Below are 13496 nucleotides of genomic sequence, written 5' to 3'. Positions count from 1 at the left end.
GCACGTCCTAGTCGCGGCGCCAGCGCAGCAGGGAGCGGCCCCGGCCCCGCTGACGGGGGACGGCCGGGACACGGATGGTGGCCGAGGCCAGTTCCCGGGTCGGCCGGTCCAGGGCGGGCGCGGCCAGGGCGAGTTCGGCGACCGCGCGGGCGTTCGGCCGGGAGGCGGTCTCGGTGAGCCGGGCCGCCACCACGGCGGCCACGTCGGCCCGGGCCTCCGGGTCCACCCAGGCGTAGGCGACCAGGGCGAACAGCGCGGCCTGGGTCACCCGGTCCACCTCGCCGTCGAGCAGGCCGAGCAGCAGCCTGCGGCGGCTCGACTCCGGCCAGGGCTCCTCGGCCCCGTGGTGCAGCAGGCCCAGGCAGGCCCACACCTCCAGCCCGTTCTGCTGGTCGGCGCGGGTGGTCTCCGGGTGGGCGAGCAGGGCCAGCAGTTCCCACGGCTCGACCAGGACCAGCCCGAGCGCCCGGTCGTAGGCGCCCGGCGGGTGCGGCCAGGTGGCGCCGGAGATCCGTTGCAGCCGGTGCAGCGCGTCGGCGGACGGCTCGGCGTTGACCGGTGCCCGGCCGGCGGGCAGCGGCGCCCCGGCCGGGAGCCCGCCCAGCCATGGCGTCTCCCGGCAGCACTCCTCCAGGTCGGTGTGCTCGTGGGCGTCGTCCGGGTGGCCGCGGATGAAGTCGGCCAGGTCGACCAGGTGGGCGACGTCGCCGTCGGCGCGGTAGCGCAGCCGGTGGGCGGTGTGCACCACGCAGTCGAAGTCCGGGTCGCGTTCCAGGGCGAGTTCGGTCCAGCGGAGCGCCTCGTCGAGCCGGCCCAGGTCGGCCAGGGTGGCGGCGACGTCGGCGTACACCGAGAGGTCGTCGGGGTCGTAGGCGACGGCGCGGCGCAGTGCGGCGAGCGCCTCCGGCATCCGGCCGGCGCTGCGGTACGCGTACCCCAGCCAGATCTCGGCGAGCTTGGACGGCTGTGCCCGGGAGCCCCGTCCGGCCCAGTCGACGGCCAGTCGTACCTCGCCGAGCCGGCGGGCCAGCGCCGAGCCGGCGCCGAGCAGCATGCCGTGCTCGCCGTGGGCGGCGACCGCGTGCCGGACCACCTCGAGGTACGGCCGCAGCGTGGTGACCGAACCGGCCGGGGCCGGGTCACCGACCGCGGTGCAGAGCCGCATCACGGTACGCGCGAGCACCCCCGGATCGATCCGCGCGCCGAGGGCCGGGTCGCCGACCCAGGGCACTCCGGCCCAGTCCAGCCCGGGGCTGTGCCCGCTGGCGGCGGCGAGCAGTGGCAGCCCTTCCTCGGGGCGCCCGGTGGCGGCGAGCAGGTGGGCCCGGGCGGCGAGCCGGCCGACCGGCGCGTACGGCTCCACCGGGAACAGGTCCAGCCCGCCGTCGGCTCGTGCCGCCAATCGGCTGAGCAGCTCGTGGGTGTCGGGCAGGGTGGGGGCGTGGGCCAGGGCGGCGGCGATGTGCCCGGCCGCGGACGCGGTTTCGCCGCGCTCGAGGGCGTCGCGAGCACGCGCGAGGTCACGGTGGGCCGAGGGGGAATCCACGAGTGAAGACCCTAGGGGAAGCGCCGCTCGTTGTCAGTCCTCACGTTTGCTCGTTCATGCACGAAACCTTGACCGAGTAAGCTGTTTCTTGCAAGACTGCGCACAGAATGCGCAAGGAGCGCGCGAAAAGGGGAGGATCACGTGACACAGCGAGGCCTGGGGATGGCAGCGGACATCGCGGAGCAACCCGCCGGGTTCGCGCGGCTGCTGGAGGACGGGCCCGCCGGCGCCATCGCCGAGGTGGCCGCCGAGGTGGCCCGCCGGGCGCCGCGCAGCGTCCTGTTCGTCGGCCGCGGCACCTCCGATCACGCCGCGCTCTACGGCGCCTACCTCGCCGAGATCCGGCTCGGCCTGCCGGTGGCCAGCGCCTCCCCGAGCGCCATCACGCTCTACGGCGCCCGCCCCGACCTGACCGGCACGCTGGTGATCGGCGTCAGCCAGAGCGGCGGCTCGCCCGACCTCGCCGGGGTGCTCAACGTGGCCCGGGAGACCGGCGCGCTCACCCTGGCGGTCACCAACAACCCTTCATCGCCCCTCGCGGAGGCCGCCGAACTGTCGATCGACGTGGTCGCCGGGCACGAGCGGGCCGTCGCCGCCACCAAGACCTACACAGCCGAGCTGCTCGCCCTGCTGCTGCTGGTCGAGGGCATCCGGGCCGGCGACGGGAGGCTGCCCGCCGGCGAGCGGGCCGCCCTCGACAGGCTGCCCGGGCTGGCCGCCGAGGTGCTCGCCGACCGGTCGGCCGAGAATCTGGCCCAGCGCTACCGGTTCGCCTCCAGCCTGGTGACCACCGGGCGGGGGTACGCGTACCCCACCGCCCGGGAGACCGCCCTCAAGCTGATGGAGACGTCGTACCTGCCGGCGCTCGCGTTCTCCGGCGCCGACCTGCTGCACGGCCCGCTCGCCATGACCGACCCGGACGTGCCGGTGCTCGCGGTGGTCGGTGACGGCCCGGGTGGCCGCTCGATGCGGGACGTGGTGACCCGGCTCGGGGAGCGCCGTGCGGACGTGGTGACCGTCGGCGCCGCCGACGTGCCCGGCGCCTCGGCCCGGCTCGCCGTGCCGGCCGTCGACGAGCGCTATTCGCCGCTGCTCGACATCCTGCCGTTGCAGCAGCTCGCGCTCGCGCTGGCATTGGCACGTGGCGAAGATCCCGATGCTCCTCGCGGTTTGAAGAAGGTCACCACCACGCTTTAGAAATAGGCTGGGCCGGTGTCCACCCTCCGTGACCTTGTCGAAGAGCACACCGGCCTGAGCCCCGCCGACATCGATCACCTGCACCGGATCGCCGGTGACTGGCAGCTGCTGTCCGACCTCTCCTTCGCGGACCTGCTGCTCTGGGTGCCGATCAAGGGGGAGCCGAGGCAGCCGCGGGAGTTCCTGTGCGTCGCGCAGGTGCGGCCCACCACCGCGCCCACGGCGTACCAGGACGACCAGGTCGGCAAGATCGTCGGCGGGCCGGAGGTGGCGCACCTCGACGTCGCCATCACGCAGGAGCGGATCTGGCGGGAGGGCGATCCGGTCTGGTACGGGGACACCCCCGCCCGGCACGAGGCCATCCCGGTGCGGCTGCGCGACGCCACCGACCTGGAGGAGGCGCTCAGCGAGGTGATCGCGGTGATCGGCCGGGACACCAACCTGAGCACCGCGCGCACCCCGAGCCAGCTCGAGCTGAACTACCTGACCACGGCCGACGACCTGGCGCAGATGGTGGCGGACGGGACGTTCCCGCCGCCCCGCCTGCCCGGCGAGATCACCTCGGCGCCCCGGGTCGGGGACGGGCTGATCCGGCTGGACGCCTCCGGCAAGGTGACCTACGCGAGCCCGAACGCGCAGTCGGCGTACCGGCGGCTCGGCTTCAACGCGCACCTGGTCGGGGAGGAACTGGCCAAGCTCGCCAGCCGGCTCTCCGGCGACCCGCTGGAGGGCAACGACGCGTCCGAGCGGATCCTCGGGTCGCTGCGCGGCGAGTTCCCGGCCCGGATGGAGGTGGAGGCGCGCGGCGCCACCGTCCTCACCCGGGCGCTGCCGCTGCTGCCGGCCGGTGTGCCGATCGGCGCCCTGGTGCTGGTCCGGGACGTGACCGAGGTGCGCCGCCGGGAGCGGGCCCTGATGACCAAGGACGCCACCATCCGGGAGATCCACCACCGGGTGAAGAACAACCTCCAGACCGTGGCCGCGCTGCTGCGCCTCCAGGCCCGCCGGGTGGACGCGCCGGAGGCCCGGATGGCGCTGGAGGAGTCGGTCCGCCGGGTCGCCTCGATCGCCCTGGTCCACGAGACGCTGTCGATGTCCAGCGACGAGGCGGTCGAGTTCGACGGCATCGTGGACCGGGTCGCCCAGGCCGCGACCGAGGTGGCCACCACCGGCTCCCCGGTCCGGATCCGGCGGGACGGCACCTTCGGGGTGCTGCCCGCCGAGATCGCCACCTCCCTGGTCATGGTCCTCAACGAGCTGCTGATCAACGCGGTCGAGCACGGCTTCCCGGAGCCCGAGGAGGACGAGGAGGCGGCCGGCGCCCCGGCCGGCAGCGACGGCGAGGTGGTCGTCTCCGCGCACCGGTTCCGTAAGCAGCTGCACGTCACCGTGGCCGACAACGGGCGCGGCCTGCCGGACGGCTTCAAGTTCGAGGGCAGCAACCGTCTCGGGCTTCAGATCGTCCGGGCGCTGGCCACCGGTGAGCTGCGGGGCAGCATCGAGCTGCGCAACCGGGCCGGCGGCGGCACCGAGGCCGTGCTGGTGGTGCCGCTCGAGAAACGCTGACGCAGCGCCTGCTGCTGGGGTAGCCCGAGCGCGGCCACCAGGACCACCGTGACCACCGCGCGCAGCCGCAACCCGCGCAGCGCGGCCGCGGCCAGCAGCACGACCGCGGGCAGGGCGAAGAGCACGTAGCGGGGCTGCCACAGCGGGCCGGTCAGGAAGGACGCGGCGAGCAGCGCGACCGGCGGCAGCACGGCGAGCACCGCCAGCTCCCGCAGCAGCGCCCGGTCCGGCCAGCGGGCGGCCAGGGCCAGGCCGGTCACCAACAGCCCGGCCGCGGCCGCGCCGAAGAACGCCTCCGGGGCGGCGCGCAGCATCTCCCACGGCGTGCCGGGCCGGTAGAGGAAGAGCGCGGTGTGCTGGCGCACCCCGAGGGAGACCAGCGGCGCCGGGACCACCAGGGCCAGCAGGGTCACCGGGAACCACCAGAACAGCGACCGCTCCCGGCTGAGTCGCCACCGGGACACCACGGTGTACGTGTGCCCCGCCAGCACCAGCAGGGTCGCCGGATGCGCCAGCCCGGTCACCGCGACGGCCAGCCCGTACCCGATCCAGCGCAGCGCCCCCGGCCGGTCCAGGGCTAGGTAGAGCAGCAGTGTGGCGGCGGTGGCCGCGCACAGGGCCAGGGCGTGCGGGCCGGCCTCCTGGGCGTACCGGCTGGTCACCGGCAGTGCCACCAGCAGCAGGCCGCCGCACAGGCCGGCCCCGGGGGTGAGCAGCCGGCGGCCCAGCTCCCCGGTGAGCCCGGCGGCGAGCGCCATGGCGAGCAGCGACGGCGCCCGTAGCGCGACCACCGAGTCGCCGGCCACCTGGCTCCAGTAGTGCAGCAGGATCCGGTAGGGGACCAGCACGGCGTCGGCCGCGCGGCCCGCCTCGACGAGGGCGGCCGGGGAGTCGCCGGTCAGCGCCTCCCGCGGGCCGGGCGCCGGGCCGGTCAGCCCGATCCGGCCGACGATCAGCATGGCCGCGGCCGGCAGCAGGGACGGGATCCACGTCCAGAACAGGGTGGCCGCCCGGCGTGCCGGGCGGCGGTGCGGGCCGGACAGCGGCCGGGTCGGTGAGTCGTCGTGGACGGCCTGAGCCTGCATGAGCGCCTCCGGCCCGAGTGTCGCAACTCCGGCTCGTGATGCGCTACTCACGGAGCGTAGCCGTACAGCTTAGGGGCCAACTGTTACAAGATGTTGCCGTTGTGCGACTCGGCACACTCCCGAAATCTGGACCGTGCTGGCCGAGAATCGCTGGGCGTGAGAGGCTAGCCGACATGACCGCTGCAGTTGACCGCCGCTTCGTGGCCCGTCGCCACGTCGACTACGGCCGTGTCCGCAGCGCCATGTGTCCGGCTTCCTGACGACGCCCGATTTCCATTTCCGGGCGCTCGACCGCCGGGCCCAACTCCTGACACAGATGTCACGAGCCTCCCACGGGCCGTGAGCGGCACAGCGCGCCCACGAAACCCGGAGGAACGCCGAGATGGCGCCCAGCAACACTCCCGCTGCAAGGCCGACCGCCCGCCCCCGCAAGGCGCGCGGCGAGGGTCAGTGGGCGCTCGGACACCGCGAGCCGCTCAACCCCAACGAACGCAGCAAGAAGGACGACAACCCGCTCAACGTGCGGGCCCGGATCGAGAACATCTACGCCCACGGCGGGTTCTCCTCGATCGACCCGGCCGACCTGCGCGGCCGGTTCCGCTGGTGGGGCCTCTACACCCAGCGGCGCGCCGGGATCGACGGCGGCCGCACCGCGGTGCTGGAGCCGGAGGAGCTCGAGGACGAGTACTTCATGCTCCGCGTGCGGATCGACGGCGGCGCGCTGAACCTCGCGCAGCTGCGCACCATCGGCGGCATCGCCACCGAGTTCGCCCGGGACACCGCCGACATCACCGACCGGCAGAACATCCAGATGCACTGGATCCGGGTCGAGGACATGCCGGAGATCTGGCGCCGGCTCGAGGCGGTCGGCCTCCAGACCACCGAGGCCTGCGGCGACTGCCCCCGCGTAGTGCTGGGCAGCCCGGTCGCCGGGGTCTCGGCCGACGAGGTGATCGACGCCACCCCGGCGATCGACGAGATCGTCGAGCGGTACGTCGGCGACCCGCGCTACTCGAACCTGCCGCGCAAGTTCAAGTCGGTCATCTCCTGGCTGCCCGACGGTCCCTACCAGGCGAACGACATCGCCTTCGTCGGCGTGCACCACCCCGACCACGGCCCCGGCTTCGACCTCTGGGTCGGAGGCGGCCTGTCCACCAACCCGCGCCTGGCCGAGCGGCTCGGCGTCTGGGTGCCGCTGGCCGAGGTCCCGGACGTCTGGGAGGGCGTCGTCGGGATCTTCCGGGACTACGGCTACCGCCGCCTGCGGCACCGCGCCCGGCTCAAGTTCCTGCTCGCCGACTGGGGCGTGGCGAAGTTCCGCGAGGTCCTGGAGAAGGAGTACATGGGCCGCGCGCTGATCGACGGCCCGGCTCCGGAGCTGCCGGAGAAGCCGCTCGACCACATCGGCGTGCACAAGCAGATCGACGGGCGGAACTACATCGGCGCGGCCCCGGTGGTCGGCCGGTCGTCCGGCACCCAGCTGACCGAGCTCGCGGACCTCGTCGAGAAGCACGGGTCGGAGCGGGTGCGGCTCACGGCGTACCAGAAGCTCCTGGTCCTGGACATCGCCGACGACCAGGTGGAGCCGATCATCGAAGGTCTCCGCGGCATCGGGCTGGAAGCCCGTCCGTCGGCCTTCCGCCGCGGCACCATGGCCTGCACCGGCATCGAGTACTGCAAGCTCGCCATCGTCGAGACCAAGGCGCGCGGCGAGGAGCTGGTGGCCCGGCTCGAGGACCGGCTCAAGGGCTTCGACGCCGAGCTGTCGATCCACATCAACGGCTGCCCCAACGCGTGCGCCCGCACACAGGTCGCCGACATCGGCCTCAAGGGCCAGCTCGTCCTGAACTCGCACGGCGAGCAGGTCGAGGGCTTCCAGATCCACCTGGGCGGCGCGCTGGGCATGGCCAAGGGCGAGACCGCCGGGTTCGGCCGCAAGGTCCGTGGCCTCAAGGCCACCGCCGAAGAGCTTCCGGAGTACGTGGAACGCGTCGCCCGGCACTACCTGGACGGCCGCGACCAGGGCGAGACCTTCGCCAACTGGGTGCTGCGGGCCGACGAGGAGCTCCTCAAATGAGCGAGCGACAGGCTCCGCTGTACTGCCCCTACTGCGGTGAGGAGGACCTCCGCCCCAACGAGTCCTCGCACGGCGCCTGGGAGTGCCACTCCTGCGCCCGTGTGTTCTCGGTCAAGTTCATCGGTCTTCTGTCCAAGGGAGTGAGTTCGTCATGAGTCTCCTCAACGCCGCGGGTATGGGCCTGATCAACCTGGGCGGTCCGTCCGCCGGCGCGGATCCCGAACGCCGGAAACCCGAGGAGCTGAAGGCCCTCGCGCTGGAGGCCGCCGAGACGCTCGAGGGCCGGCCCGCCGAGGAGATCGCCAAGTGGGCGACCGACACCTTCGGCGCGCGGTTCTGCGTCACCAGCTCGATGGCCGACGCCGTGGTGGCGCACCTCTTCTCCCGGGTGTCGCCCGGCGTGGACGTGGTCTTCCTGGACACCGGCCTGCACTTCCCGGAGACGCTGAAGATCCGGGACACGGTCGTCCGGACGATGAACGTCAACGTCCGCTCGATCCGCCCGCGCCTGACCGTGGGCCAGCAGGACGGCGAGTACGGTCCCCGGCTGTTCGCCCGCAGCCCCGACGAGTGCTGCTTCCTGCGCAAGGTGGAGCCGCTGGAACGCGCCCTCGCCGAGTACGACTCCTGGGCCACCGGCCTGCGCCGGGACGAGTCGCCGACCCGGGCCAACACGCCGGTCGTCGCGTTCGACGCCAAGAAGGGCAAGGTGAAGGTCAACCCGATCGCCGCCTGGACCCAGGCCGACGTGGACGCCTACATCAGCCGGTGGAACGTGCCGGTCAACGAGCTGTTCAAGAAGGGCTACGGCTCGATCGGCTGCTGGCCGTGCACCCGGCGGACCAAGGCCGGCGAGGACCCGCGCGCGGGCCGCTGGGCGATGTTCGAGAAGACCGAATGCGGTCTGCACGTCTGACCACCCCGTACCGGCCGGCCGTGGTCCTGGTGGCCCACGGCAGCCGGGACCCCCGGGCCGCGGTGTCGACCGAGGCGCTGGCCCGGGCGGTGCGGCGGGCCCGCCCCGACTGGACCGTCCGGGCTTCGTACCTGGACCACGACGGGCCCCGCCCGCTGGACGTGCTGGCCGCTCTGCCCGGCCGGCGCGTGGCCCTGGTGCCGCTGCTGCTCACCGCCGCCTACCACGGCCGGGTGGACCTGCCCGCGGTGATCCGGGAGGCGGAGCCGCTCCCGCTCACGGTGACCGCCACCGACGTGCTCGGCCCGGCGTCCCCGCTCCTGCTGGCCGCCCTCGAGCGGCGACTCCCGGGAAACGACCTCGACGCCGTCGTGCTGGCCGCTGCGGGCACGAGGGACGACGCCGCACGCGAGACGGTGGCCGAGGCGGCCGCGGCCCTGGGACGGCGTCTGGGGCTGCCGTCCGCGGTGTCCTACGCCTCCGGCCCCGGCGCCCGCTCCGGCGAGGCGGTGGCCCGGCTGCGGGCGGCCGGCGCCCGGCGGGTCGGGGTGGCCGCCTACTTCCTGGCGCCCGGGCTTCTCTACGACACCGCCGTACGGGCGGCCGTCGAGGCCGGCGCGGTCACCGCCGCAGAGCCGCTGGGCGATGCCCCGGAGCTGGTCCGGCTGATCGGCGCACGGGCCGAGGCGGTCCTGAACGAGCCGCTGCCCGTCGCGGCCTGAGACGTTCCTGAGAGCCGTCCGGACTGATCGCTACTCTGCGCGACTGTCACTCTGCGTTCGGCGACGGCCTTGATGTGATTGACGTCCCGATCCCCATCGTCCATTGCGGAGTGTGTGTGACTCGCAACGCAAAGCGTCATGGACGGAATTTCGAGATCATTTCGGCGGGACCAGGGAAACGTACCGTGATCAAATTAGCGCGCATTGGAGTTGGTAGCTGTGAAGAACCTGAAAACAGCAAGACGCCCCGGTGCCGTACGGCCCGGGGCGCAAATGCTGTGTGGGGGATTGATTCAGGCAGTGGGGGCGCTGATCCGAAGACCACCACGACGCTTGACGGCGCGCCGCTCGTCCTCGCTCATCCCGCCCCATACGCCGGCGTCCTGACCGGACTCGAGTGCCCACGAGAGGCATTCCTCGGTCACCGGGCACCGGCGGCACACGGCCTTGGCCTGCTCGACCTGCAGGAGCGCCGGCCCACTCGTCCCGATCGGGAAGAACAGCTCGGGGTCCTCGTCGCGGCAGATCGCATCGTGACGCCAGTCCATGGCGGCAAACTCCTTGTTTCGGATGGGGTAATGAAAACAGTGCTGTTTACCTATATGCGAGCGCAGTGGTTGGCGACGGCTTGTGCCCGTACGCTCACCGATGCGTCAGCAAGCTTTGGTGTTTGGTGCTGTTTGCGCTTCCGGATTAAGGAACGCGCACAACCGGCAACCGGTTACTTCTTATCGCTTGTGAATGCTTTCACGAACTCACGCGATGTCAAGGGTAGCGCTGGAAGTTTCTCCCGGCGGGTGAGCTGGCTCACGCACCCATATGTCCGGTTCCGCCGCTGTCGCCAGAGCCGGTTGACGAACGCTCCCATCAATGTAGTAAGGTCCCGGCCATCTCGCAGACCTTTTGCCGCGCTTCTGTAACGGATCGTGAGCACGTGCCGAGACACGTACCCCGTCGTCAGCAGATCACACGCAGAGCCGAGGGGACGGACACGAAGTGCACCTTCTGTCGTTCCCCTAGGTAGTCACCGTCCAGCTGGAAAGGCTGTGGCCGGGACGCCACCACGGTGAACTCCGCGGTGTCATGCAGACGCAACACCTGTTTACCGCGTGGATCCCCGCTACGCCACGCGAGTTGTGTCACGGTCCGCGCTCCGGCCACGATCGTGAGGCGGCGCAGGGCGGTCACATCCAGGCCGAGATCGAACGATGCGTCCGGATTCAGATGGACCGGACGGTCACCCACGTATGTCCACGGGGCGGTGTTCTGCACGATCACCGTGGCCAGCCCGGTGTCCGGCGTCTCATCCGGGCGCTCCAGGGTCAGCGGCGGATCCCCACGGTCCAGGCCGGTGAAGAACTGGCCGAACGTCGCGCGCATGTAGAGGGCCGGCGTCGACGTACGGCCCCGCAGCCGGGACTGCTCCACCCGGCGGATGGTCGCCGCGTCCCAGCCCAGCCCGGCCGTGAAACAGAAATAGCGGTCGTCGGCGCGGCCCAGCCCGATCACCCGGTGCCGGCCGTCCCGCAGCCCGTCCAGGATCACGCTCGTCCCGTCCGCCCAGTCACGGGGCATGCCCAGCGCGCGGGCGAAGACGTTCGTGGAACCGCCCGGGACCACGGCCAGCGCCGGCAGCCGGTCCGCCGGGGTCGCGGAGAGACCGTCGAGCGCGGTCGTCGCGGTCAGCAGACCGTTCACCGCCTCGTTCACGGTGCCGTCCCCACCGAGCGTCACCACCAGGTCGATCCCGCTCTCGGCGGCGTCCCGGGCCAGCCTGGTGGCATGACCGCGCCGCTCCGTGTAGGCCACCGTGAGGTCCACCGCGCTGCGCAACGCCCGCACCAGCACGTCGCGGGCCCGTTCGCTGGTCGTCGTCGCCCGAGGGTTGACCACCAGCAACGCTCGCATGGGCGGCACCTTACCCGGAAGCGGTAGGTATGGTGCACCGGTGACCGGTGAGAAGCCCGTGACCGTCGACGCAGCCACCCTCGACTGGGGGGTGCGCCTGCTCTACCTGCAGTGCGCCGGACTCGTGGCGCTCACCGCGTACCTGATCGTCCTTGATCTGACCAGCGGCGACATCGTCGTCGCGATCGCCGTCTCGCTCACCGTGATGTCCGCGCTGGCCGCGCTGGCCGTCTTCGCGGTGGCCCGCGCCCTCGGCCGGCGCTCCGCCCGGGCCCGCGGCCCGGCGATCGTGGTGCAGCTGTTCCTCCTCGCCACCGGCGGCTTCCTGCTCCAGATCGGCCCGCGATGGGCCGGCGCCGGACTGCTCGTCCTGGCCGCGCTGACCGCATTGCTGATCCTTCTTCCACCCAGTAGCCGAGCGTTGGGCGTCGATTAGCCGGTCTTCCGGTGCGGATCAGGGCCTAACCTGGACGGGTGACCGGCTCAACGGTGCGCCCACCCGCCTACCAGCAGCTCGCCGACGAGCTACGCGCGGAAATCACGTCCGGCCGCCTCCAACCCGGCGAGCGGCTACCACCCGAACCCGAGCTGTGCGTCAAGATCGGCGTCAGCCGGAGCACGGTGCGTGAAGCCCTCCGCCTCCTCGCCAGCCAGCACCTCATCGTCACGACGCGAGGTGTCACCGGCGGCAGCTTCGTCGCACACCCCGACGCCGGCCAGCTCGCCGACGGCCTCTCCACCGGCTTCGCGCTGCTCGCCCACTCCGCCGACGTCGGCCTCGCCGACCTGCTCGAACTGCGCCGCGCCCTGGAGGTTCCGGCCGCCGGCCTGGCCGCCGTCCGCCGCGCCGACAGCCACCTCACCGAGCTGAGGGGCACCCTCTTCGACCCGGCGATCGACGACTTCGACACCATGATGGCGGCGCACCCCGCCTTCCACCGGGTGATGGCCAAGGCCACCGGTAACCCGCTCTTCGAGCTGGTCAGCCTCCCGCTGTACGAGGCCACCTACGGCGAGGAGGTGACCGACGGCCTCCCCGCGGACTACTGGAACCGCATCGACGCCGATCACCGCGCGATCCTCGACTGCGTGGTCGCCCGCGATGCCGACGGCGCCACCCGGACAGCGGCCGCCCACCTCGAATTCATCGCCGAAACCGTCCGCTGACCAGCCCCTCCGTCCGGTTGCCGCTCTCCGTCCGGTTGCCGCTCTCCGTCCGGTTGCCGCTCTCCGTCCGGATGCCGCTCTCCGTCCGGATGCTGCTCTTCGGCCGTGTGTCGTTCTTCGGCCGTGTGTCGTCTGTCGTTCTTCGGTCGTGTGTCGTTCTTTGGCCGTGTGTCGCTCTTCGGCCGTGCGTCGCTCTTCGGCTTGGCGGTTCCTTCCGGCGCGTGGGCGCGCTTCCGGCCGGGCGTCCGTTTCAAACCCATTTCCGGTACGGGGTGCGCCGCCCCCGCCGAATCCTGGCAGTCCCGTCGGTTCCACGCGAGCGACTGCCACTCCAGCCTTTGCCGCGCCCGCCGGGCGCATACCGGTGGTCCCGCACCCACCCCATCCACCCACCCGCAATCTCGAACGCCCACCAACCGCTAACGGTGGCCCACCGTCCAAGATCGCGGGCAGACGGAGCCGAACGCGCCTGTACCTCCGCGATCTTGGACGCCTCACCACCGCAATCGGTGGCCTATCGTCCAAGATCGCGGGCAGGCGGAGCCGGACGCGCCTGTACCTCGGCAATCTTGGACGCCTCGCCGCCGATTGCGGTGACCAATCGTCCAAGATCGCGGCCGGGGGCGCGCCAGACGCGCGGCCCCATGTCGTCTTGCGCTCTTGCGTGCCTCTGCGATCTTGGACGCCTTACCACCGCAATCGGTGGCCTATCGTCCAAGATCGCGGGTGGAGGGAGCCGGGTGCGCGGCCCACCCGTGCGCCTTGGCCATCTTGAGCGCCTCGCAACCGATGTGTCCGATGACCCAAGATCTTCCAGGGGAAATGGATCATGGGTGATGATCGCCCGTCGGATGGCAACCAGGAATCAAGATTGGCCCGAAAGCAACAATCGACCAAGATTGCCGGCGAGTCTGGGGTGACGCCGGAGCCATCCGAATGCGTGACTTGCCATCGCGGCCACCCACAACCGAGAGGCAGGCTCTCTGGGGTTGCGGGGGGTTCCATGCGGTGTCTTTCGGGCGTGGCCGTCCGTAGTCGAGAGGCAGGCTCTCTGGGGTTGCGGGGGGTTCCACGTGGTGTCTTTCGGGCGCGGCCGTCCGTAGTCGAGAGGCAGGCTGGGGGGTCCACGCGGTGTCTGCTCGGTCGTGTGCGTTGCGTGGGGGGCATGTGAGCGGCGCTTCTGGTGGAGGGCCGGTCTGCCGGACCACCGATCTGAGCCCGGCGGGCGCGGCACGGGCTTGACCCGGCAGATGGTCGCGGGGTGCCGCGGTACGGCCGGGATTCGGCGGGGGCGGCGCAGCCCGTACCGGAG

At 72.0% G+C, this 13496-nt stretch carries 12 protein-coding genes; 8 read left to right on the top strand and 4 right to left on the bottom strand.

Going from position 1 to position 13496, the window contains the following annotated elements:
• Window positions 1–7: 7 nt before the first annotated feature.
• Window positions 8–1546 carry a tetratricopeptide repeat protein gene (locus tag BJ964_RS05655; RefSeq protein ID WP_188119689.1) on the bottom strand — a complete coding sequence of 513 codons (1539 nt, stop codon included), beginning with the start codon at window positions 1544–1546 and terminating at the stop codon, window positions 8–10.
• A 162-nt stretch (window positions 1547–1708) separates the two neighbouring features.
• Between BJ964_RS05655 and BJ964_RS05650 the strand changes: the two genes are divergently transcribed.
• Complete coding sequence (locus BJ964_RS05650; protein WP_188126804.1) at window positions 1709–2743, top strand: SIS domain-containing protein; 1035 nt, start codon at window positions 1709–1711, stop codon at window positions 2741–2743.
• Window positions 2744–2758: 15 nt separating this feature from the next.
• The gene (locus tag BJ964_RS05645; protein WP_188119688.1) at window positions 2759–4309 is read left to right on the top strand and encodes a sensor histidine kinase; all 1551 of its coding nucleotides are present in this window, start codon (window positions 2759–2761) and stop codon (window positions 4307–4309) included.
• On the opposite strand, the gene BJ964_RS05640 is transcribed toward BJ964_RS05645, so the two are convergent.
• Window positions 4198–5394 (bottom strand): glycosyltransferase family 39 protein, encoded by a 1197-nt coding sequence (locus BJ964_RS05640; RefSeq protein WP_188119687.1) that lies wholly within the window; start codon window positions 5392–5394, stop codon window positions 4198–4200. The two genes, BJ964_RS05645 and BJ964_RS05640, sit on opposite strands and share 112 nt — an antisense overlap.
• 382 nt (window positions 5395–5776) lie before the next feature.
• Between BJ964_RS05640 and BJ964_RS05635 the strand changes: the two genes are divergently transcribed.
• The 4 genes from BJ964_RS05635 to BJ964_RS05620 are packed head-to-tail and all read left to right on the top strand — an operon-like array spanning window position 5777 to window position 9109.
• The gene (locus tag BJ964_RS05635) at window positions 5777–7471 is read left to right on the top strand and encodes a nitrite/sulfite reductase (RefSeq protein ID WP_188119686.1); all 1695 of its coding nucleotides are present in this window, start codon (window positions 5777–5779) and stop codon (window positions 7469–7471) included.
• Complete coding sequence (locus tag BJ964_RS05630) at window positions 7468–7626, top strand: hypothetical protein (RefSeq protein ID WP_188119685.1); 159 nt, start codon at window positions 7468–7470, stop codon at window positions 7624–7626. The genes BJ964_RS05635 and BJ964_RS05630 overlap by 4 nt, the downstream gene beginning before the upstream one ends.
• Window positions 7623–8387: a phosphoadenylyl-sulfate reductase gene (locus BJ964_RS05625; protein ID WP_188119684.1), complete on the top strand. Its 765-nt coding sequence runs from the start codon at window positions 7623–7625 to the stop codon at window positions 8385–8387. The genes BJ964_RS05630 and BJ964_RS05625 overlap by 4 nt, the downstream gene beginning before the upstream one ends.
• Window positions 8369–9109, top strand: a complete 741-nt coding sequence (locus BJ964_RS05620) for a sirohydrochlorin chelatase (protein ID WP_188119683.1) — start codon at window positions 8369–8371, stop codon at window positions 9107–9109. The genes BJ964_RS05625 and BJ964_RS05620 overlap by 19 nt, the downstream gene beginning before the upstream one ends.
• A 293-nt stretch (window positions 9110–9402) precedes the next feature.
• Here BJ964_RS05620 and BJ964_RS05615 read toward each other — a convergent pair whose 3' ends face one another.
• Both BJ964_RS05615 and BJ964_RS05610 read right to left on the bottom strand, forming a co-directional pair.
• Complete coding sequence (locus BJ964_RS05615; RefSeq protein WP_183216939.1) at window positions 9403–9657, bottom strand: WhiB family transcriptional regulator; 255 nt, start codon at window positions 9655–9657, stop codon at window positions 9403–9405.
• 409 nt (window positions 9658–10066) lie between these two features.
• Window positions 10067–11017 carry a diacylglycerol/lipid kinase family protein gene (locus tag BJ964_RS05610; protein WP_188119682.1) on the bottom strand — a complete coding sequence of 317 codons (951 nt, stop codon included), beginning with the start codon at window positions 11015–11017 and terminating at the stop codon, window positions 10067–10069.
• Between the two features lie 40 nt (window positions 11018–11057).
• Between BJ964_RS05610 and BJ964_RS05605 the strand changes: the two genes are divergently transcribed.
• Complete coding sequence (locus BJ964_RS05605) at window positions 11058–11453, top strand: hypothetical protein (protein ID WP_229806578.1); 396 nt, start codon at window positions 11058–11060, stop codon at window positions 11451–11453.
• Window positions 11454–11491: 38 nt separating this feature from the next.
• Complete coding sequence (locus BJ964_RS49020; RefSeq protein WP_188119681.1) at window positions 11492–12184, top strand: FadR/GntR family transcriptional regulator; 693 nt, start codon at window positions 11492–11494, stop codon at window positions 12182–12184.
• Window positions 12185–13496: the final 1312 nt, after the last annotated feature.

Source organism: Actinoplanes lobatus (genome assembly GCF_014205215.1).
Classification (GTDB): domain Bacteria; phylum Actinomycetota; class Actinomycetes; order Mycobacteriales; family Micromonosporaceae; genus Actinoplanes; species Actinoplanes lobatus.
This window is presented reverse-complemented; position numbering and strand designations above follow the sequence as displayed.

Bases quoted from the DNA above. Each gene is read 5' to 3' on its own strand.
- BJ964_RS05635 (WP_188119686.1), top strand. From the start codon at position 5,777: ATGGCGCCCAGCAACACTCCCGCTGCAAGGCCGACCGCCCGCCCCCGC.
- BJ964_RS05620 (WP_188119683.1), top strand. From the start codon at position 8,369: ATGCGGTCTGCACGTCTGACCACCCCGTACCGGCCGGCCGTGGTCCTG.
- BJ964_RS05625 (WP_188119684.1), top strand. From the start codon at position 7,623: ATGAGTCTCCTCAACGCCGCGGGTATGGGCCTGATCAACCTGGGCGGT.
- BJ964_RS05630 (WP_188119685.1), top strand. From the start codon at position 7,468: ATGAGCGAGCGACAGGCTCCGCTGTACTGCCCCTACTGCGGTGAGGAG.
- BJ964_RS05650 (WP_188126804.1), top strand. From the start codon at position 1,709: ATGGCAGCGGACATCGCGGAGCAACCCGCCGGGTTCGCGCGGCTGCTG.
- BJ964_RS05610 (WP_188119682.1), bottom strand. From the start codon at position 11,017: ATGCGAGCGTTGCTGGTGGTCAACCCTCGGGCGACGACGACCAGCGAA.
- BJ964_RS05615 (WP_183216939.1), bottom strand. From the start codon at position 9,657: ATGGACTGGCGTCACGATGCGATCTGCCGCGACGAGGACCCCGAGCTG.
- BJ964_RS05640 (WP_188119687.1), bottom strand. From the start codon at position 5,394: ATGCAGGCTCAGGCCGTCCACGACGACTCACCGACCCGGCCGCTGTCC.